This is a genomic window from Pseudoxanthomonas sp. LjRoot143 (assembly GCF_964252945.1).
Taxonomy (GTDB): domain Bacteria; phylum Pseudomonadota; class Gammaproteobacteria; order Xanthomonadales; family Xanthomonadaceae; genus Pseudoxanthomonas_A.
Map to the genome: position 1 here is coordinate 256,523 of NZ_CAXUPM020000001.1, position 17,767 is coordinate 274,289.

Below are 17,767 nucleotides of genomic sequence, written 5' to 3' on the forward strand. Positions count from 1 at the left end.
GCATGGTCGCGAAATGGCGCAAGCGTCTGCTGCCGTCGTTGCCGTTGAGCCTGACGGTGTTCTGCTTCTGGCTGCTGATGAACGACGACATCAGCGTCGGCCAGATCGTCCTGGCGCTGGTGCTGGCGCTGACGATCCCGCTGTTTGCCGCGCGGCTCGACCGCGAGTTCGCCCGTATCGGCCGCCTGAGCAGCATCCCACGCATGCTGTGCGTGCTGGCGCTGGACATCGTGCGCTCCAACATCACCGTGGCGCTGCAGGTGCTGGGGCCGGAACGCAACATCCATCCCGGTTTCATCTGGGTGCCGCTGGACATCGGCAACATCCACGGCATCGCCGCGCTGACCAGCATCATCACGCTGACGCCGGGCACGGTATCGTCGGCGCTCTCGGACGACCGCCGCTACCTGTTGGTGCACGTACTGAACCTCGACGATGCCGACGAGGTGATCCGCCAGATCAAGACGCGCTACGAAGCGCCGCTCATGGAGATTTTCCCGTGACCCCGCAGACCCTGGTGATCTACGCCGTTGTCGCGTCGATGCATGTCGTCGCCGTGGCGATGCTGCTGGCCCTGTTCCGGCTGGTACGCGGGCCGACCGTGCCCGACCGCATCCTGGCGCTGGACACGCTGTTCGTCGCCACCATTGCGCAGCTGATGCTGTTCGGTATCTACGTGGGTACGGCGGTCTACTTCGAGGCGGCGCTGATCATCGCCATGCTTGGCTTCGTCGGCACGGTGGTGCTGAGCAAGTACGTGCTGCGCCGGGACATCGTCGAATGAGCTGGGTCTTCGCCATCCTGCTGGTGCTGCTGCTGGCGGTGGGCAGCTTCTTCATCCTGGTCGGTTCCTTCAGCCTGGTGAAGCTGTCGGAGTTCTTCAAGCGCCTGCACGGGCCGACCAAGGCCAGCACGATGGGCGTGGGCTGCGTGCTGCTGGCATCGGTGGGCTACCACGCGCTCACCGGCACCGACCCGCAGCCGCGCGAACTGCTGATCACCGCCTTCCTCTTCATCACCACGCCGATCAGCGCGCACCTGATGGCCAAGGCGGCGCTGTCGCTGCACATGGCGGAGCGTCCGCCGATGCCGGCGGGCGAGCCCGAGAAGCCCATCGACGCGGTCAACGAAGACGCGCGACCGGACGCCTGATCCGTCATGCGTATCGCCCTCGTCTTCGGTGCCAGCGGCCAGATCGGCGAGGCGCTGCTGGCCCGGCTTGATGCGCGCGACTGGCAGGTGTTCGCCGTCTCGCGGATGCCGCGTCCCGATGCGTCGAATGTGCGCTGGCTGCGGGGCGAGTTCGCCGGCATCGAAGGGCTCCCCGACAGCGTCGATGCGATCTTCAGCACGGGTCCGCTGGACGGATTCGCGCAGTGGTATGAGCGAGGACTCGTCGCGACGCCTCGCGTGGTCGCATTCGGGTCCACCAGCCTGGATACGAAGCAGGCGTCGGGTGACGCCTACGAGCGCGACATCGTCGCGCGGTTGCAGGCTGCCGAGAGCCGGGTCTTCGATACGGCGGCCGCGAACGGCGCATCCGCCACGCTGTTGCGCCCGACCCTGGTCTATGGGGCGGGGCGCGACCAGACGCTGGCGCGGATCGCGTCGATGGCACGGCGCACGCGGTTCTTCGTGCTTCCGCGCGGTGCGGACGGAAAACGCCAGCCCGTGCATGTCGACGACCTGGCGGCGGCGGCGCTGGCTGTGGTGGATGCACCTGCTACGCACGGACAGGCGTACGCGCTGCCGGGCGGCGAAACGCTGGCGTACCGCGAGATGGTGGCGCGGACGCTCGCGGCGCTCGATCCGCCGTCGACCCTGTGGCAGGTGCCGATGCCGATGTTCCGGATGGCATTGTCGCTGGCCCGCCTCGCCGGCGTGATGCGCGGCCTCACCGACGATGCCGTGGCCCGCATGCGCGAGGACCTGGTGTTCGATGCGACGCCAGCGCGTCGTGATTTCGGCTATGCGCCGCGCGCCTTCATCGTGGATGTGTGGGCGGTAAGTACTGCAAGGCCAACGAGTCCATCCAGTTAGTAATCAGATCAGTGCTTCCCTGCATGATCGTATGCAAGCAGTTTTACCTGCACACTGGAAACGATCCCCCCCGTCTCGGGGTCCGCAAAGCCGTTCGCCAGTGAGCGGGTAAACACGACTCTGTCGCCTACAGCAGGTTGGTCATGGTGCGGCAGGACGAGTGTCAGTTCGACCGGATTGCCGACGTATTGCTCGCAATCCGTGTAGCTCTCAAGCGCAGCCGTTTCGTCCCGCCTCGCTGCCGATACCGCCACCCTGAAATCGAACGAGCGTTGAGTGCCATCAATGGTTGGCATGACGGACTCGACCACGCCTTCCATACGACAGAACTCGAACCAGGAGGCGTCGGCACGCCATGGCAGCATGAGGACCGACAGAAGAACGACTGTCGCGACGACCTTCATGCGGGAAAGCTTCAGTACCGCCAGCCCATCTTCCGGTAGAACTTGCTGAGCACCCATACCGGGCCGATCAGCAGATAGGTGAGGTCGGTCAGGAAGCTCGGCTTCTTGCCTTCGATCTTGTGGCCGATGAACTGCGCGATCCAGGCCACCACGAAAACGGTGATGGCGAGGTAGAGCAGTTTCTCCAGGCCCAGCAGCGCTTCCAGCCAGCGCGTCAGCCACGCCATCGCGATGAAGATCGCCAGCATGCCGAAGCCCAGCGGGCGCGACAGCTTGTAGTAGTACATCCACGCGCCGAACATCGCCAGCGCTGCCCACATGCCGGATTTCACCCACGTGCCGAACACCGGGATGCACCACAGCAGCGCCACCACCGTCCACAGGATCGCCGGCACCGCGAACACGTGGATCAGCTGGTTGGTCTCGTTGACGTGGTCGCCGGAATAGCTGGCGAACCAGCGGTCCACCGGACGTTGCGCGGTCGCGTTCATTCATCCCTCCCGAGGATGGCAATGCGGCAGGGTATGGAGCATACCCCAGCCCGGCCGGGGCTGCCGTGCCGGCGGTCAGGGCAGGGAGATCAGTGCGCGGCAGCCTTCGAGAACAGCTGGATCACCGCCACGCCGGCCACGATCAGCCCCATGCCCAGCATCGCCGGCAGGTCCAGCGGCTGCTTCAGCACCACCCGGCCGATCAGGGCGATCAGCACGATGCCGGCGCCGGACCAGATGGCGTAGGCCACGCCGACCGGGACGGTCTTCAGCGTCAGCGACAGGAAGTAGAACGCGATGCCATAGCCCGCGGCGACCAGCAGCGAGGGGCCGAGCCGGGTGAAGCCTTCGGAGGCTTTCAAGGCACTGGTGGCGATGACCTCGGCGGCGATGGCCAGGGCGAGGTAGAGGTAGGCGTTCATGCGCATGCACCCGAGAACGGGGTGGCAAGCCTACTGCACGGAACGCTGAACCCCGGCTTGCCCTGCATCGCCTGGATGCAGGGCAGGGATGCCGTCAGTCGACGAGGATGCCGGCCAGTTTCTGCAGCGCTTCGGCGTACTTGGCGCGCGTGCGCTCGATGACTTCCGCCGGCAACGACGGGCCCGGCGCGGTCTTGTTCCAGTCCAGCGTTTCCAGGTAGTCGCGCACGAACTGCTTGTCGTAGCTGGGCGGGCTGGTGCCGACCTCGTACTGGTCCGCGGGCCAGTAGCGCGAGGAGTCCGGCGTCAGCATCTCGTCCATGATGTAGAGGCGGCCGTCTTCGTCCGTGCCGAACTCGAACTTGGTGTCGGCCAGCAGGATGCCGCGCTCGGCGGCGACGTCGGCGGCGTAGCGGTAGATGCGCAGCGTGGCGTCGCGCACGCGTTCGGCCAGTTCGGCACCGACGGTCTTCACCATCGCGTCGAAGTCGATGTTCTCGTCGTGGTCGCCGACGGCGGCCTTCGTCGACGGGGTGAAGATCGGTTCGGCGAGTTTTTCGGCCTGGCGCAGGCCGTCGGGCAGCTCGATGCCGCTGACCTTGCCGGTGCGTTGGTAGTCCTTCCAGCCGCTGCCGATCAGGTAGCCGCGGGCGATCGCTTCGACCGGCACGGGCTTGAGCTTCTTCGTCACCACCGCGCGCTTGGCGTACAGCGACGCGTCGACGCCGGCCGGCAGCACGCTGGCGACGTCGATGCCGGTCAGGTGGTTGGGCATCAGGTGCGCGGTCTTGGCGAACCAGAAGTTGGAGATCTGGCAGAGCATCTCGCCCTTGCCGGGAATCGGGTCGGGCAGCACCACGTCGAATGCGCTGAGGCGATCGGTGGCCACCATCAGCAGATAGTCGCCCGCAGGCGCATCGGCAGGCAGGCGGTCGCGGGGGATGTCGAACACGTCGCGGACCTTGCCGCGGTGGCGCAGGGTGAGGCCGGGCAGATCGGATTGAAGCAACGTCGTGGGCACAAACACTCCTTCGGGAGTCCGGAAACCATCGAGGCAGACAGCGTCGTGGGGGCGTGCGGCAGGCCGTGCGCCCGTGCCCCGGGGCGGCCGTCCATCCGCTGCTGCGGAGCCAGGTACCGGACCGGGCCGCGTAGTGTACGGCGCTTGGGGCCGTCGTGTGCCGTAAAATGCCGGTCTTGCTGGAGAAGGCGGGTCCGGATGAAGCGCTGGTACGGGAAATTGCTGGGATTCGTGGCCGGTTGGCTGCTGATGCGCCATCCGCTGGGTGGCCTGGTGGGCCTGATCATCGGCCATGCCTTCGACGAGGACTGGTTCAAGCTCAGCCGCGACAACCCGTATCGCGTGCTCGACCTGACCAGCGACGCCAGCGATGCCGAGATCGACCAGGCCTATCGCCGGCTGATGTCCCAGTACCACCCCGACAAGATGGCCGGCGCCGCGGAAGACCTGCGCCGCCAGGCCGAACAGAAGGCCGGCGAGATCAACGCCGCCTACGACCGCATCAAGACCCTGCGCAAGCGCAAGTGAGCCCTTCCATGTCGAACTGCATCATCGCCCCGTCCATCCTGTCCGCCGACTTCGCCCGCCTGGGCGAGGAGGTCGACAACGTGCTGAAGGCCGGCGCCGACTGGGTGCACTTCGACGTGATGGACAACCACTACGTGCCCAACCTGACCATCGGTCCGCTGGTCTGCAGCGCGCTGCGCAAGCATGGCGTCACCGCGCCGATCGACGTGCACCTGATGGTCGAACCGGTGGACCGCATCATCCCGGACTTCGCCGAGGCGGGCGCCAGCATCATCAGCTTCCATCCGGAAGCCTCGAAGCACGTGCACCGCACGATCCAGCTGATCAGGTCGCTGGGCTGCAAGGCGGGCCTGGTGCTCAACCCGGGCACGCCGGTGGAAGTGCTGGATTGGGTGCTGCCGGAACTGGACCTGGTGCTGCTGATGTCGGTGAACCCGGGCTTCGGCGGGCAGGCCTTCATCCCGTCGGCGCTGGACAAGCTGCGCGCGGTGCGCGCGATGATCGACAAGACCGGCAAGGATATCCGCCTGGAGATCGACGGCGGCGTGAAAGCGGACAACATCGGCCAGATCGCAGCGGCGGGCGCGGACGCGTTCGTCGCGGGCTCGGCGATCTTCAATGCCCCGGACTACGCCGACGTCATCGCGCGCATGCGCCAGGCCGTGGCTGACGCGCGCGCCTGAAAAAGCAGAAGGGCGATGGCCTTCGCCACCGCCCCGGAAGAATTGGAGGCTGATCCTGCCTCCGCCCGTCGTCCCTGCTATGGCCTTCCACGTTACGGATCGTCTGTGACGGGAAGATGACGGCGGGCCCGGCGCCGGATCTTGTGGGAGCGACGTAAGTCGCGAGCTCTCCCGCCAGCCAGCGCGATCCCAATGTCCGTTCGGGAGGGAAGAGGTTCGCGACTCACGTCGCTCCCACACCTGGACCCGCTATCCTCGCGCGTCCCCTAAGGAACCTCCCATGACCGCATCCCGCTGGCGCCTGATCCTCAACGGCAAATCCGCCGGTGATGACGGCCTGCGTACGGCCGTGGGGGCGATACGCGACGCCGGCATCGCGCTGGACGTACGGGTCACCTGGGAAGACGGCGACGCCGAGCGCTACGTCGCCGAGGCGATCACCGACGGGGTGGATACCGTGATCGCCGCGGGTGGCGACGGCACGCTGAGCGAAGTGGCGACCACGCTCGCCCATCGCGACGAGACCGCCGGCGCCCTCCCATCGCTCGGGCTGGTGCCGATGGGCACGGCGAATGATTTCGCCACCGCGGCCAGGATTCCGGACGACGCGCTGCCCGCCTTGCAGCTGGTCCGCGATGTCGCACCGGCTCCCGTGGATCTTCTGCGCATCGATGCCGAAGACGGTCCGCACTGGTGCGCGAACCTCGCCAGCGGCGGCTTCGGCACCGACGTCACCGTGGAGACCGATGAGGGGCTGAAGAAGATGCTCGGCGGCCTGGCGTATCTCATCACCGGCATCGCCAAGCTGGGACGCATCGAGCCGGTCACTGCATGCGTGCGCGGCCCGGATTTCGACTGGCAGGGCGACTTCATCGCGCTGGGCATCGGCAACGGGCGGCAGGCGGGCGGTGGACAGGCGCTGTGCCCGGATGCGTTGGTGGACGACGGCCTGCTGGACCTGACCATCGTTCCGGAACTGTCCGGCGAGGTCGCCGCCACCGTCGGTACGCTGGTCAAGGACGGCAAGCACGCCGCGCTGGATCGCGTGGCGACCCGCGCGCGCCTGCCATGGGTCGAGCTGGAGGCCGACCAGCCGATGACCCTCAACCTGGACGGCGAACCGGTGAAGTCACGGCGCTTCCGCATCGAATGCGTCCCCGGCCGTGTCCGCATGCATCTGCCGGTGGCCTGTCCGTTGCGTCTGCAACCAGACGCCTAGTGGCCGGCGGGCCGATGCGTCGGGTAAAGTAGGCCCGTGTCCCATCCCGCGCTCCCGCTTTCCAAAGATTCCGCACGCCCTGGCTGGCGATGGTGGCCCGTAGCCGTCGCCCGTACCGCCACCGTGTCCCGGAAGGAAAGCCCGCTTGATCTCGCACGCCCAGTTCCAGCAGTACGCTGCTGAAGGTTTCAATCGCATTCCCGTCGTCCGTGAAGTGCTGTCCGACCTGGACACGCCGCTTTCGGTCTACCTGAAACTCGCCGACGCGCCGCACACCTACCTGTTCGAATCGGTGGAAGGCGGCGAGCGTTTCGGCCGTTACTCGATCATCGGCCTGCCGGTGCGCCGCGTGGCGACGTTCCGCGGCCACACGCTGCAGATCCACGACCACGGCCAGCTGGTCGAGGCGCGCGACGTCGCCGATCCGTTCGCTGAGGTCGAAGCCCTGCGCGCCGCTTACGCCGTGCCGAAACTGCAGGGCCTGCCCGGTTTCACCGGCGGCCTGGTGGGCTGGTTCGGCTTCGAGTGCATCGGTTACATCGAGCCGCGGCTCGCGACCGGCGACAAGCCGGACGAATTGGGTACGCCGGACATCCTGTTGATGCTGTCGGAGGAAGTTGCCGTCTTCGACAATCTCAAGGGCCGTCTCTATCTGATCGTTCACGCTGATCCGCGCGAAGCGGATGCATGGGATCAGGCGCAGGCGCGACTCGATGCATTGACGACCAAGCTGCGCCAGCCCGGCGCGTATCCCACGCCGATCACCCGCGACGTGCTGGACGAAAGCCACTTCGTTTCCGGCTTCACCCATGACGGCTTCATCGCGGCAGTGGAGCAGTCGAAGGAATACATTCGCGCGGGCGACATCTTCCAGGTGGTGCTGAGCCAGCGCCTCAGCGTGCCGTTCAATGCACGCCCGGTCGATGTCTATCGCGCGCTGCGTGCGTTGAATCCGTCGCCGTACATGTACTTCCTCGATGTCGGCGACGTGCAGGTGGTCGGCTCGTCGCCGGAGATCCTGGTGCGCCTGGAGCAGGGTGAAGTCACCGTGCGTCCGATCGCCGGTACGCGTCCGCGCGGGAGGACGCACGACGAGGACGTCGCGCTGGAAGCCGAACTGCTGGCCGATCCGAAGGAGCGCGCCGAACACCTGATGCTGATCGACCTCGGCCGCAACGACACCGGCCGCGTGTCGGAAGCCGGCACCGTGCAGGTGGGCGAACAGTTCGTCATCGAGCGCTACAGCCACGTCATGCACATCGTCAGCGAGGTGACCGGCAAGCTGTTGCCGGGACTGAGCTATGCGGACGTGCTGCGGGCGACATTCCCGGCCGGCACGGTCAGCGGCGCGCCGAAGATCCGCGCGCTGGAAGTGATCCGCGAGCTGGAACCGATCAAGCGCAACGTCTACGCCGGCAGCATCGGCTACATCGGCTGGCACGGTGATGCCGATACCGCCATCGCGATCCGTACCGCGGTCATCAAGGACGGTCGCCTGCACGTGCAGGCAGGCGCGGGCATCGTCTACGACTCCGATCCCGAGAAGGAATGGGACGAGACGATGAACAAGGGTCGCGCGCTGTTCCGCGCCGTGGCCGAAGCGGCGAAGGGGCTGTGATGGACGTCGCCATCGACAACGCCAGGATCAGCCTGCGCAACGACTACAGCGAGGGCGCACATCCGCGACTGCTGCAGGCGCTGGCCGTGGCGAGTGCGGAGATCAATCGCGGCTACGGCCTGGACGTCCACAGCGCCCGTGCCGCGGCGCTGATCCGCGACCGTCTCGCCCGCGATGCCGACGTGCATTTCCTCGCCGGCGGTACGCAGACCAACCTGGTCGCGCTGGCTGCCTTCCTGCGTCCGCACGAAGCGGTGATTGCGCCTGCCAGTGGCCACATCGCGACGCACGAGACCGGCGCCATCGAGGCCAGCGGGCACAAGGTACTGACGGTCGCCACGCCCGACGGCAAGCTGAGTCCCGAACTGATCCAGCCCTGTGTCGACGGTCACAGCGGCGAGCACATGGTGAAGCCGCGGCTGGTCTACATCTCCAACACCACCGAGTGGGGCACGCTCTACAGTGCCGTTGAGCTGCAGGCGCTGGGCGCGTTCTGCCGCAACCGCGGGCTGCTGCTCTACGTGGACGGTGCACGCCTCGCGTCGGCGCTGACCACGCCGGGCAACGACGTCGATCTGGCGCTGCTGTCCACGGAGGCCGACGCCTTCTACATCGGCGGCACCAAGAACGGTGCGCTGCTGGGCGAGGCGCTGGTCATCGTCAATCCGGCCTTGCGGACCGACTTCCGCCACGTCATCAAGCAGCGCGGCGCGATGCTGGCCAAGGGCATGGTGGTCGGCGCGCAGTTCGAGGCCTTGTTCGAGGACGGCTTGTACTTCGTGCTGGCGACGCACGCGAACGTCATGGCCGAACGTTTGCGCGAGATCCTGCAGCAGGCCGGCGTGCCGCTGGCGGTCGATTCGCCGAGCAACCAGATCTTCCCGGTGTTGCCGGATGCGGTCGTCGAACGCCTCCAGCAGCACGTCGAGTTCGAGACGTGGGAACGCCGCAGCGATGGCACCACCGTGATCCGGCTGATGACGTCGTGGGCGACGCCGGAGTCCGCCATCGAGGCGTTCGCTGCGGTGCTGGCGCGAATCCTGGGAAAAGGTGACGTCCATGGGCACGCTTGAAACCCCGCTTCGCGGATTGGCGCGTTCTCAAGAAGGGTTCACCTACCGGAGAAACCCCATGAACGTGCGCTACCTGTTGTTTGTCGTCGCGATGCTGGTGTCGCCCCATCTGGCGGCCCAGGTCAATGCGCTGCCACCGACGCGCCACATCCTGGTCTATGGAGATGCGGAGGCGCGCGCGATTCCGGATCGTTTCAAGATCTCGTTGAATTTCGAAGCCGTCGATCCGAGTGCGGATGTCGCGCGGCGTCGCGTCGAGGACAACCTGAAGGATGTACTGGCCAAGTTGAAGGCCGCAGGTGTCGCCGAGAACGAGATCGTCGCGACCTCGATGGAGGTGGGCACGCGCGAACGGTACGACGAAAGGAAGCGGGAGCAGGTCTTCATCGGGACAGGCGTCAAGCGTACGGTCACCGCCCGGTTCGACAGCCAGTCCGCGCTCGGCACGTTCCTCGCTTCCCTGCAGACATCCAAGGAACTGAATGTCTCCAGTGTGGATACCGAACTTGCGGACGAGACCGAGTTGCGCAAGGCGCTCCGCGAGAAGGCGATCGAATCCTCGCGCGAGAAGGCCGAAACCATCGCAAGGGCCTACGGGGCCAGGCTGGGTGGCCTGTACAGCGTGTCCGACGTGGCGCCCCAGTTCCAGTACGGCGTCCGCGAGGGCAGCTGGCCGTCGACGTACCAGTGGAACCGGACTCGGTCCGGTGATGCATACACCCTCGACCGTATCCAGGTGACGGGCTCGCGGCTGGCGCGAAACGCGGAATCGTTCCAGACCGGCTACGTCACCTTCACAGACAAAATCTATGCCGTATTCCTACTGGCGGACTGACCCATGCTGTTGATGATCGACAACTACGACAGCTTCACCTACAACCTCGTGCAGTACCTGCAGTCGCTGGGGGCCGAGGTGAAGGTGGTGCGCAACGATGCGATGACCGTGGACGAGATCGCGAAGCTCGCGCCCGAGCGTATCGTCATCTCCCCTGGTCCGTGCACGCCGAACGAGGCGGGCGTCTCGCTGGAGATCATCGAGCGGCTGGGGGCGAGCACACCGATCCTTGGCGTCTGCCTGGGGCACCAGAGCCTCGGCCAGGCCTATGGCGGCAACGTCATCCGTGCGGGCCGCATCATGCACGGCAAGACCTCGCGCATCCGGCATGAAGGCAAGGGCGTGTTCGCCGGCCTGCCGGACGCCTACGAGGCCACGCGCTACCACTCGCTGGTGGTCGAGCGCAGCAGCCTGCCGGACGCGCTGGAAGTCACGGCGTGGACCGAGAACGACGACGGCAGCTTCGAGGAGATCATGGGGCTGCGGCATCGCGCGTTCCCGGTCGAAGGCGTGCAGTTCCACCCGGAATCGATCCTCACCGAGCATGGCCACGCCCTGCTGAAGAACTTCCTGGAGCGCTGAGTCATGCCACTGACCCCGCAAGAAGCCCTGCAGCGCACGATCGAGCACCGCGAGATCTTCCACGACGAGATGGTCGACCTGATGCGCCAGATCATGCGCGGCGACGTGTCGCCGACCATGACGTCCGCCATCCTGACCGGTTTGCGGGTGAAGAAGGAAACCGTCGGTGAGATCGCCGGCGCGGCCACCGTTATGCGCGAATTCTCTCGGATGGTGGACGTCGCCGATCGCACGCACCTTGTCGACATCGTCGGCACCGGCGGCGACGGCTCGCACACGTTCAATATATCCACCTGCTCGATGTTCGTCGCAGCGGCCGCAGGTGCGCGCATCGCCAAGCACGGCAACCGCAGCGTGTCGTCGAAGTCGGGCAGTGCGGACGTGCTGGAGGCGCTGGGCGTCAACATCGAACTGCAGCCGGACCAGGTGGCGCAGTCGATCGCGCAGGCCGGCATCGGCTTCATGTACGCGCCGGTCCACCACCCGGCGATGAAGGTCGTCGCACCGGTGCGGCGCGAAATGGGGGTGCGCACGATCTTCAACATCCTCGGGCCGCTGACCAATCCGGCCGGCGCGCCGAGCATCCTGATGGGGGTGTTCCATCCCGACCTGGTCGGCATCCAGGCGCGTGTGCTGCAGGAACTCGGCGCCGAGCGCGCGCTGGTGGTCTGGGGGCGCGACGGTATGGACGAACTCTCGCTGGGCGCCGGCACCCTGGTCGGTGAATTGCGCGATGGCGAGGTCCGCGAGTACGAACTGCACCCCGAGGACTTCGGCATCGCGATGGCGGCCAGCCGCAACCTGCGCGTTGGCGATGCGGCCGAGTCGAAGGCGATGCTGCTGGGCGTGCTGGACAACCGGCCCGGCCCGGCGCGCGAGATCGTGGTGTTGAATGCCGGCGCCGCGCTCTACGTGGCCGGCGTGGCGGAGAGCATCGAGGACGGCATCGCACGTTCGCGCGATGCGATCACAAGCGGCAAGGCGCTGGAGCGGCTGCAGCAGTTCGTCGCCACCACCCAGGCACTGGGAAAACAGGGCGCGCACTGACATGGCCGCCAGCGGATTCGCCAGCCTGCCCAAGCCTCCTTATTACGCGGTGGTCTTCTCCTCGCAGCGCAACGGCCAGGACGATGCCGGTTACGGTGCCATGGCCGAGCGCATGGTCGAGCGCATGGTCGAGCTGGCGCAGCAGCAGCCCGGCTTCCTCGGCATGGAGTCCACCCGCGGCGCGGATGGCTTCGGCATCACGGTGGCGTACTGGGAGAGCGAGGCCGCTATCCTCGCGTGGCGCCAGCATGCCGAACACACGGCGGCGCGTGAGCAGGGACGTCGGGACTGGTACGACCATTTCGAGCTGCGGGTCGCCAGGGTCGAGCGTGCCTATGGCTGGGACCGCGAGGCCGCCGGGCGCCGCGGATAGTGCGAAAATAGGGGTCCCGCACAGGCGGGTGCCCGCCTGAGGACTGCATGAGCGACATCCTGACCACCATCCTCGCCCGCAAGGCGGACGAGATCGCCGAGCGCAGTACCCGCGTCTCGCTGGACGACCTGCGCGCACGCGTCGCCGACGCATCGCCGACGCGCGGTTTCGCCGATGCACTCAACGCGATGATCGCGCAGGGCGATCCGGCAGTCATCGCCGAGGTCAAGAAGGCCAGCCCGTCGAAGGGCGTGATCCGTCCGGACTTCCGTCCGGCCGATATCGCGGTGAGCTACGAGTTCGGCGGCGCGGCCTGCCTGTCGGTGCTGACCGATGTCGATTTCTTCCAGGGCGCGGACGACTATCTGAAGCAGGCGCGCGACGCCTGCACGCTGCCGGTGCTGCGCAAGGACTTCACCGTCGATCCGTACCAGGTCTACGAAGCGCGCGTGCTCGGCGCGGACTGCATCCTGCTGATCGTCGCTGCACTGGACGACGGGCAACTGGTCGATCTGTCGGGGCTGGCGATGCAGCTCGGCATGGACGTGCTGGTCGAGGTGCACGACATCGACGAACTGGAGCGCGCCCTGCAGGTGCCGGTGCCGCTGGTGGGCATCAACAACCGCAACCTGCGCACGTTCGACGTGTCGTTGCAGACCACCCTGGACATGAAGAACGCGGTGCCGAAGGATCGCCTGCTGGTGACCGAGAGCGGCATCCTGGTGCCGGAGGACGTGGCCACGATGCGGGACGCCGGCGTCAGTGCGTTCCTGGTCGGCGAGACCTTCATGCGTGCCGAAGAACCCGGTGAGGCGCTGCGTCAGCTATTCTTTGCGGCATGACGGACGCTCCCTATCCGACGCCGCGCACCGATGCCCCGGTCGTCGTCTTCGATTTCGACCACACGCTGTACGACGGCGATTCCGGTGGCCACCTGGTCAAATGGCTGATCCAGCGCAATCCGCTGCGCGCGGCGGTCGCGCTGGCCGCGTCGATCGTGCTGGGGCCGATGGTGGCGTTCCTGCCGACACGCCGTCGCGGGATCTCAGGCTATATCTGGATCGGCACGTTCGGCCTGCACGGGCGCCGCAGCTTCGATGCGCTGATCGACCAGTATGTGGCGACGCATCGTGACGAAGTGCAGCAGCGTCTGCTGCCCCACGCGCTCGAGGTGTTCCGTGAGCACCGCGCCGGGGGCGACAACGTGGTGGTGGCCACCGGCGCGCCGCCGGAACTGGCGCGCGCGATCCTGAGCTTCGTCGCCCACGAGGACGTGCCCGTCATCGGCACGGCCGTCGGCCCGCGTTTCGGCGCGGTCGTGGCCACGCGCCACTGCCATAACGAAGAGAAGATGCGCATGCTGCGCGAACGCGGCTATGGCGAGATCGCGGTGGCCTATTCCGACAGCAGCGCCGACCTGCCGCTGCTGAAGGCGGCGCGTGCACCGGTCGTGGTGAATCCGAAGGCCGCGCGGGTGGCGATGTTCCGTCGGGTGCTGCCGCCCGGGACCCCCATCCTCAACTGGGGCTGCAAGGACCGCGGCGGGGCAGGGGTGGCCTGACCGCCTGGCACCGGCTCAGAGGCGTTCCGGTGCGTTCCAGTCCCTGATCAGATCCGCGAGCTCGATCTCCGCGAAGTCCTGGTACTCGCCGGCGTCGTAGAAGCGGCCGTAACAGTTCTTGCAGCTCTCGAACCAGATGTGCGGCTGCTGCGGGTCGACCATCCGGATCAGGTCCCAGCGGCCGATGCAGACCGGGCACTTGATCCGGTCCACCTTGTTGCATTCCTCGCCCTGCGCCGGATCGCCCGTATCGATCTCCTCGGCCCGGTGCTTGAGCGTTTCGTGCGCCATCATCTCGAACCACAGCCCCTTGCAGCGGGTGCAGCGATGCGCGCTGGCTTCGGGTTCGACGATGAGTTCCATCGTGCCTTGGCACTTGGGGCATTGCATGGCGGCATCTCTCCGGGACGGTCGGCGGATTCTACCCCGGACGCCGGCCGTCGCCAGGCACGGCCGTGCTACACGCGCAGCGGTTCGATATCGACCTTGGGAAGCAGGCGTTTGGTGAAGTACGCGTCCTTGTAATAGCGCACCTTGCGGCACAGGATGGGGTGGGCGAGGCCCTCGTACAGCACAATCTCCTTCTCCGGCCCCATCGCCTTCAGCTCCTGCGGCAGCATCAGCGCCCGCTTCTCCAGCACCTCGTTGTCGGACACGTTGCTTCCCCTGCCATGCGAGCGCGTGCGCGCGCGGCGCTTGATGGTGGTGTAACCCAGCATCTCCGAGTAGTCGTTGGCGTCCTGCTGTTCGCGCGGGGCGTAGATGATCTGCAGCGCATGGTTGGTGATGATGGTGCGCGACAGCTCCTTGCCGTAGACCGCGTCCAGCTGCGCCATCGACTGGATGATCGGCAGCAGGCGCAGGTTGTAGCCTGCCATGTAGGCGACCGCCTTGGCGATGATGTCGACGCGGCCGATGGCGGTGAACTCGTCCATCAGCAGCAGGCACTGGTGCTTGAGCGTGGGGTCGTTCTGCGGCAGGACCTTGGTGTTGACGTTGATCAGCTGGCTGAAGAACAGGTTTACGATCAGGCGGCTCTCCGCCAGCTTGTTCGGCTGGATGCCGACATAGATCGTCATCCGCCGGCGTCGGACGTCGTCCAGACGGAAATCATCGGCACTGGTCGCTGCATCCAGCACCGGATTCAGCCAGGGATTCAGCGGTTCGCGGAAGGAACCGATGATGGATGCGAAGGTCACGTCCGCCTGCGACAGCAGGCCGGCGAACGCGGTGCGCGCCTGTCCGCTCAGGAAGGGTGCCTCCACCAGCTTCTGCAGGTACGGCTTCATCTCGCCGCCATCGCCTGACGACAGGCGCAGTACGGCGCCCAGCGTGGGCTGTTCCGCGGTGCTGTCGTGGTCGCGCCGTTCGAACAGATACAGTGCGAAGGCGAGGAAGGCGTTGCGTGCCTGGCTGACCCAGAACTTGTCCTTGTCGTCGCCATCCGGATACAGCATCGCGGCGATGCTCTGCAGGTCCGATACGCGGAACGCCGGATCCGGCGAGACGTAGGTCATCGGATTCCAGCGATGGCTGCGCCGGTCTTCGGCGAACGGGTTGAACAGGTACACCTCGTGCCCGATGGACTGCCGCCAGCCCGATGTCAGATCGAAGTTCTCCTGCTTGATGTCCAGCACCACCGCGGATTCGCGGTAATCCAGCAGGTTGGGAATCACGACGCCGACGCCCTTGCCGGAGCGCGTGGGCGCGGCGAGGACGACGAACTGTTGGCCGGACAGGCGCAGCAGCTTGCCGTTCATCTGGCCGACCACGATGCCGGTGTCCTTGCCCGACAGGAAACCCTTGTTCGCCAGGTCGATCATGCCGGCGAAGCGCGCACGTCCGTGCAGGTTCCGGTAACTGCGCAGCTTGTAGACCATCACCGACAGTGCGGCCCAGACGAGCAGCATCAGTCCGCCACCCACGGCACCTGCGGTCTTGATGCGCCATGCATACGGCTGCACACGCGGGTGATCGAGATGCTTCAGGTAGTCGATGTAGGTGCCTATGCCGACGAGGCCGCCGTCCAGACCCAGGAACAGCAGCGCCAGATAACCGGAGAGATACAGGGCGCCCAGCGTCGCGAGGACCGCGAGCACCCCGATGATCAGAATACGTGTACTGCCCAAGCGACCCCCTGTCGTCGTTCCATGATGAATGCGGTAGCGGTTTCAGCGTCCGCCGCCCGCGGCTCCTTCCCGCTTTCCTGATGTATCGATCAGCACGTACTGGTCGTTCTTCTGCCAGCGCGGAAGACCATCCTGCAGCCTGATACAGGGTTGCCCGCCGCAGGACGTGATGGTGACGTGTTGCAACGCTTCCAGTACCTCCGCGTCCACCTTCGCGCGCTCCGAGCGCTGCACGTTGTGCCATGCCGCGTAACCGCTGCCTGCCACCAGCAGCAGGCAGGCGACCGACAGCACGCCCAGCGATTTCCAGCCGAGGAAGCGCGCACGCTGCGACAGTTGCGCCTGTTCGCGTTGCAGATGATCAGCGACATGCCGGAGTCGCGCGGCCGTCTCGCCGATGCTGTGGGTGGCGGCCGGAATTTCCTGCGCCAGCGCATCGTGCACGGCACCCCGTGCCTGCTCGCTCATTTCGCGCTTGCCTTCCTCGATGGTCTTCCTGACCACGATGGCGGAGGCCTGCAGTTCCTGTGCGGAGGTCTGCTGCGCGGCCGCCGCCTTGTTGCACTGTTCTGTCAGGTGCGCCGCGAGCAACGCCGCGTTGGCGACGAACTCTTCCATCTTCGACGGTTCCATATCGCTCCTTGTCGCGCGAGGAATTTCGCAAGCCTGCTGACAGCATGATGCCAGACGTGTTTTCCATTCAAGCGGAAGTGATGCGCGAAGAAACCCGGGTAGGAAATTTCCTACATAACGGCATCGTTGCTGATGCATCCATTTGTTCAACGTCATTTTCATTCATCGCAGTGAAGAGTGTTTTCACATTCGATGTGACGCTGTTCGACTTTTTACGCGCTTCTTCACATACATGATCGAACTTCATCATCAGCTTTCATCTGATTGCAACGCGCGCTCTGTTTTATGTGGTTTCGTGAAGTAAGTGAATGCAGAAAAAATTTTCTACACATGTTTACTTCTGCATTTGGGTTGACGACACAAAAATGCGTGGCTATGTTCGGCGCGACTGTCGTGATGCAGTACCGGATTGATCGTGCGGTGTGAGTTAAGTGCCGCGTGATTGTCGAAGGAGCGTGAACGCATGGATGCGAATACAGGGGGTAATGCGCAGGCGTGTGCCCTGTGCAACGCGTCAGCCACGGGACGTTTCCACATCCCGTCGCGCGCAGGCATGCATTGCCACCCGGAGACATTCATCAGTGCCGTAGCGCATCCGCATCCGGATGCGTATCGGGTGTGTGTTGCCGACGATTGCCAAATGGTGGATCCGTGAGCCGGAACGTCGTTCTTCGCAATATGGTGGTGTTGGGTCTCGTGATGCTGCCGCTGGCGGTCGCAGGGTGCGCCACGCCGAAGGCCGCCGATGTCAATGGGCGGTGGCGGCCCGTCAATCGCTTCGCGGAAGCTCCGCAGGCCATTCCGTTGCAGCAGGCGTACACCTATCAGGCGTCGCCCGCGGACGGCACGCTCAGGACCATGCTGGGCCGCTGGGCCAAGGACGCGCGCCTCACGCTGGCGTATCTGCATCCGAACGACTACACGCTGCACGCACCGGTCGCGCACATCCGCACCAACAGTCTGGAGGATGCCGCCACATCGCTGTCGGCCGCGTATGCGGAACAGGGTGTGCAGGTCGTTATCGAACGTCCCCGGATCATCGTGAGCCAGGCGGTGCCGCCGCCGGCAGATGTCGCGCCTGCCGCGGCGCTGGGCGACTGAGGCGACG

At 65.9% G+C, this 17,767-nt stretch carries 24 protein-coding genes; 17 read left to right on the forward strand and 7 right to left on the reverse strand.

Going from position 1 to position 17,767, the window contains the following annotated elements; translation table 11 throughout:
* The first annotated feature begins 2 nt into the window (after window positions 1-2).
* The 4 genes from ACSQ1W_RS01130 to ACSQ1W_RS01145 are packed head-to-tail and all read left to right on the forward strand — an operon-like array spanning window position 3 to window position 2,040.
* Complete coding sequence (locus ACSQ1W_RS01130; protein ID WP_436041336.1) at window positions 3-503, forward strand: Na+/H+ antiporter subunit E; 501 nt, start codon at window positions 3-5, stop codon at window positions 501-503.
* A gap of 38 nt (window positions 504-541) precedes the next feature.
* Complete coding sequence (locus ACSQ1W_RS01135; RefSeq protein ID WP_255430486.1) at window positions 542-784, forward strand: K+/H+ antiporter subunit F; 243 nt, start codon at window positions 542-544, stop codon at window positions 782-784.
* Window positions 781-1,152, forward strand: a complete 372-nt coding sequence (locus tag ACSQ1W_RS01140; protein WP_192270622.1) for a Na+/H+ antiporter subunit G — start codon at window positions 781-783, stop codon at window positions 1,150-1,152. The genes ACSQ1W_RS01135 and ACSQ1W_RS01140 overlap by 4 nt, the downstream gene beginning before the upstream one ends.
* Before the next feature lie 6 nt (window positions 1,153-1,158).
* Window positions 1,159-2,040, forward strand: coding sequence for an NAD-dependent epimerase/dehydratase family protein (locus tag ACSQ1W_RS01145; RefSeq protein ID WP_436041337.1), 882 nt, complete (start codon window positions 1,159-1,161; stop codon window positions 2,038-2,040).
* Between the two features lie 8 nt (window positions 2,041-2,048).
* Here ACSQ1W_RS01145 and ACSQ1W_RS01150 read toward each other — a convergent pair whose 3' ends face one another.
* The 4 genes from ACSQ1W_RS01150 to ACSQ1W_RS01165 all read right to left on the reverse strand — a co-directional run bounded on the left by ACSQ1W_RS01150 (window position 2,049) and on the right by ACSQ1W_RS01165 (window position 4,378).
* Entirely contained in the window at window positions 2,049-2,444 is a 396-nt protein-coding gene (locus ACSQ1W_RS01150; protein ID WP_436041338.1) for a hypothetical protein, read from the reverse strand.
* A gap of 11 nt (window positions 2,445-2,455) precedes the next feature.
* Window positions 2,456-2,935 carry a DUF962 domain-containing protein gene (locus ACSQ1W_RS01155; RefSeq protein WP_436041339.1) on the reverse strand — a complete coding sequence of 160 codons (480 nt, stop codon included), beginning with the start codon at window positions 2,933-2,935 and terminating at the stop codon, window positions 2,456-2,458.
* Window positions 2,936-3,024: 89 nt separating this feature from the next.
* A complete protein-coding gene (locus ACSQ1W_RS01160; RefSeq protein ID WP_436041340.1) occupies window positions 3,025-3,357 on the reverse strand; it encodes a DMT family transporter in 333 nt (110 codons plus the stop codon).
* Between the two features lie 94 nt (window positions 3,358-3,451).
* Window positions 3,452-4,378, reverse strand: a complete 927-nt coding sequence (locus ACSQ1W_RS01165; protein WP_436041341.1) for a phosphoribosylaminoimidazolesuccinocarboxamide synthase — start codon at window positions 4,376-4,378, stop codon at window positions 3,452-3,454.
* Window positions 4,379-4,576: 198 nt separating this feature from the next.
* Between ACSQ1W_RS01165 and ACSQ1W_RS01170 the strand changes: the two genes are divergently transcribed.
* From ACSQ1W_RS01170 to ACSQ1W_RS01220, 11 genes are all read left to right on the forward strand, one after another.
* Entirely contained in the window at window positions 4,577-4,906 is a 330-nt protein-coding gene (locus tag ACSQ1W_RS01170) for a J domain-containing protein (RefSeq protein ID WP_436041342.1), read from the forward strand.
* A gap of 8 nt (window positions 4,907-4,914) precedes the next feature.
* Window positions 4,915-5,589 (forward strand): ribulose-phosphate 3-epimerase, encoded by a 675-nt coding sequence (gene rpe, locus ACSQ1W_RS01175; RefSeq protein ID WP_436041343.1) that lies wholly within the window; start codon window positions 4,915-4,917, stop codon window positions 5,587-5,589.
* A gap of 280 nt (window positions 5,590-5,869) precedes the next feature.
* Window positions 5,870-6,808, forward strand: coding sequence for a lipid kinase YegS (gene yegS / locus ACSQ1W_RS01180; protein ID WP_436041344.1), 939 nt, complete (start codon window positions 5,870-5,872; stop codon window positions 6,806-6,808).
* A 145-nt stretch (window positions 6,809-6,953) separates the two neighbouring features.
* Window positions 6,954-8,426, forward strand: coding sequence for an anthranilate synthase component I (gene trpE, locus ACSQ1W_RS01185; RefSeq protein ID WP_436041345.1), 1,473 nt, complete (start codon window positions 6,954-6,956; stop codon window positions 8,424-8,426).
* Window positions 8,426-9,499 (forward strand): threonine aldolase family protein, encoded by a 1,074-nt coding sequence (locus tag ACSQ1W_RS01190; RefSeq protein WP_436041346.1) that lies wholly within the window; start codon window positions 8,426-8,428, stop codon window positions 9,497-9,499. The genes trpE and ACSQ1W_RS01190 overlap by 1 nt, the downstream gene beginning before the upstream one ends.
* The gene (locus tag ACSQ1W_RS01195; RefSeq protein ID WP_436041347.1) at window positions 9,486-10,334 is read left to right on the forward strand and encodes an SIMPL domain-containing protein; all 849 of its coding nucleotides are present in this window, start codon (window positions 9,486-9,488) and stop codon (window positions 10,332-10,334) included. Before ACSQ1W_RS01190 ends, ACSQ1W_RS01195 begins: the two co-directional genes overlap by 14 nt.
* Window positions 10,335-10,337: 3 nt before the next feature.
* Window positions 10,338-10,916, forward strand: coding sequence for an anthranilate synthase component II (locus tag ACSQ1W_RS01200; protein WP_436041348.1), 579 nt, complete (start codon window positions 10,338-10,340; stop codon window positions 10,914-10,916).
* A 3-nt stretch (window positions 10,917-10,919) separates the two neighbouring features.
* The gene (gene trpD, locus ACSQ1W_RS01205; RefSeq protein ID WP_436041349.1) at window positions 10,920-11,963 is read left to right on the forward strand and encodes an anthranilate phosphoribosyltransferase; all 1,044 of its coding nucleotides are present in this window, start codon (window positions 10,920-10,922) and stop codon (window positions 11,961-11,963) included.
* Window position 11,964: 1 nt separating this feature from the next.
* Complete coding sequence (locus ACSQ1W_RS01210) at window positions 11,965-12,336, forward strand: antibiotic biosynthesis monooxygenase family protein (RefSeq protein ID WP_436041350.1); 372 nt, start codon at window positions 11,965-11,967, stop codon at window positions 12,334-12,336.
* Window positions 12,337-12,383: 47 nt separating this feature from the next.
* Window positions 12,384-13,178 (forward strand): indole-3-glycerol phosphate synthase TrpC, encoded by a 795-nt coding sequence (gene trpC, locus ACSQ1W_RS01215; RefSeq protein WP_436041351.1) that lies wholly within the window; start codon window positions 12,384-12,386, stop codon window positions 13,176-13,178.
* Window positions 13,175-13,897 carry a haloacid dehalogenase-like hydrolase gene (locus tag ACSQ1W_RS01220; RefSeq protein WP_436041352.1) on the forward strand — a complete coding sequence of 241 codons (723 nt, stop codon included), beginning with the start codon at window positions 13,175-13,177 and terminating at the stop codon, window positions 13,895-13,897. Before trpC ends, ACSQ1W_RS01220 begins: the two co-directional genes overlap by 4 nt.
* A 15-nt stretch (window positions 13,898-13,912) precedes the next feature.
* On the opposite strand, the gene ACSQ1W_RS01225 is transcribed toward ACSQ1W_RS01220, so the two are convergent.
* The 3 genes from ACSQ1W_RS01225 to ACSQ1W_RS01235 all read right to left on the reverse strand — a co-directional run bounded on the left by ACSQ1W_RS01225 (window position 13,913) and on the right by ACSQ1W_RS01235 (window position 16,659).
* The gene (locus ACSQ1W_RS01225) at window positions 13,913-14,287 is read right to left on the reverse strand and encodes a zf-TFIIB domain-containing protein (RefSeq protein ID WP_436041353.1); all 375 of its coding nucleotides are present in this window, start codon (window positions 14,285-14,287) and stop codon (window positions 13,913-13,915) included.
* Between the two features lie 68 nt (window positions 14,288-14,355).
* Complete coding sequence (locus tag ACSQ1W_RS01230) at window positions 14,356-16,005, reverse strand: type IV secretory system conjugative DNA transfer family protein (protein ID WP_436046040.1); 1,650 nt, start codon at window positions 16,003-16,005, stop codon at window positions 14,356-14,358.
* A gap of 63 nt (window positions 16,006-16,068) precedes the next feature.
* A complete protein-coding gene (locus tag ACSQ1W_RS01235) occupies window positions 16,069-16,659 on the reverse strand; it encodes a hypothetical protein (RefSeq protein ID WP_436041354.1) in 591 nt (196 codons plus the stop codon).
* A 44-nt stretch (window positions 16,660-16,703) separates the two neighbouring features.
* Here ACSQ1W_RS01235 and ACSQ1W_RS01240 point away from each other — a divergent pair, with 44 nt between their 5' ends.
* Window positions 16,704-16,895, forward strand: a complete 192-nt coding sequence (locus tag ACSQ1W_RS01240; protein WP_436041355.1) for a hypothetical protein — start codon at window positions 16,704-16,706, stop codon at window positions 16,893-16,895.
* A 442-nt stretch (window positions 16,896-17,337) separates the two neighbouring features.
* The gene (locus ACSQ1W_RS01245; RefSeq protein WP_192271381.1) at window positions 17,338-17,760 is read left to right on the forward strand and encodes a TcpQ domain-containing protein; all 423 of its coding nucleotides are present in this window, start codon (window positions 17,338-17,340) and stop codon (window positions 17,758-17,760) included.
* Window positions 17,761-17,767: the final 7 nt, after the last annotated feature.

Excerpts from the sequence above, each read along its gene's own strand:
- ACSQ1W_RS01130 (WP_436041336.1), top strand. The coding sequence starts at position 3 with ATGGTCGCGAAATGGCGCAAGCGTCTGCTGCCGTCGTTGCCGTTGAGC.
- ACSQ1W_RS01235 (WP_436041354.1), bottom strand. The coding sequence starts at position 16,659 with ATGGAACCGTCGAAGATGGAAGAGTTCGTCGCCAACGCGGCGTTGCTC.
- ACSQ1W_RS01135 (WP_255430486.1), top strand. The coding sequence starts at position 542 with ATGCATGTCGTCGCCGTGGCGATGCTGCTGGCCCTGTTCCGGCTGGTA.
- ACSQ1W_RS01225 (WP_436041353.1), bottom strand. The coding sequence starts at position 14,287 with ATGCAATGCCCCAAGTGCCAAGGCACGATGGAACTCATCGTCGAACCC.
- ACSQ1W_RS01220 (WP_436041352.1), top strand. The coding sequence starts at position 13,175 with ATGACGGACGCTCCCTATCCGACGCCGCGCACCGATGCCCCGGTCGTC.
- ACSQ1W_RS01190 (WP_436041346.1), top strand. The coding sequence starts at position 8,426 with ATGGACGTCGCCATCGACAACGCCAGGATCAGCCTGCGCAACGACTAC.
- trpC (WP_436041351.1), top strand. The coding sequence starts at position 12,384 with ATGAGCGACATCCTGACCACCATCCTCGCCCGCAAGGCGGACGAGATC.
- ACSQ1W_RS01140 (WP_192270622.1), top strand. The coding sequence starts at position 781 with ATGAGCTGGGTCTTCGCCATCCTGCTGGTGCTGCTGCTGGCGGTGGGC.
- ACSQ1W_RS01195 (WP_436041347.1), top strand. The coding sequence starts at position 9,486 with ATGGGCACGCTTGAAACCCCGCTTCGCGGATTGGCGCGTTCTCAAGAA.
- ACSQ1W_RS01160 (WP_436041340.1), bottom strand. The coding sequence starts at position 3,357 with ATGAACGCCTACCTCTACCTCGCCCTGGCCATCGCCGCCGAGGTCATC.
- ACSQ1W_RS01240 (WP_436041355.1), top strand. The coding sequence starts at position 16,704 with ATGATGCCAGACGTGTTTTCCATTCAAGCGGAAGTGATGCGCGAAGAA.
- rpe (WP_436041343.1), top strand. The coding sequence starts at position 4,915 with ATGTCGAACTGCATCATCGCCCCGTCCATCCTGTCCGCCGACTTCGCC.
- ACSQ1W_RS01145 (WP_436041337.1), top strand. The coding sequence starts at position 1,159 with ATGCGTATCGCCCTCGTCTTCGGTGCCAGCGGCCAGATCGGCGAGGCG.
- trpD (WP_436041349.1), top strand. The coding sequence starts at position 10,920 with ATGCCACTGACCCCGCAAGAAGCCCTGCAGCGCACGATCGAGCACCGC.
- ACSQ1W_RS01155 (WP_436041339.1), bottom strand. The coding sequence starts at position 2,935 with ATGAACGCGACCGCGCAACGTCCGGTGGACCGCTGGTTCGCCAGCTAT.
- yegS (WP_436041344.1), top strand. The coding sequence starts at position 5,870 with ATGACCGCATCCCGCTGGCGCCTGATCCTCAACGGCAAATCCGCCGGT.
- ACSQ1W_RS01170 (WP_436041342.1), top strand. The coding sequence starts at position 4,577 with ATGAAGCGCTGGTACGGGAAATTGCTGGGATTCGTGGCCGGTTGGCTG.
- ACSQ1W_RS01210 (WP_436041350.1), top strand. The coding sequence starts at position 11,965 with ATGGCCGCCAGCGGATTCGCCAGCCTGCCCAAGCCTCCTTATTACGCG.
- ACSQ1W_RS01200 (WP_436041348.1), top strand. The coding sequence starts at position 10,338 with ATGCTGTTGATGATCGACAACTACGACAGCTTCACCTACAACCTCGTG.
- ACSQ1W_RS01245 (WP_192271381.1), top strand. The coding sequence starts at position 17,338 with ATGGTGGTGTTGGGTCTCGTGATGCTGCCGCTGGCGGTCGCAGGGTGC.
- ACSQ1W_RS01150 (WP_436041338.1), bottom strand. The coding sequence starts at position 2,444 with ATGAAGGTCGTCGCGACAGTCGTTCTTCTGTCGGTCCTCATGCTGCCA.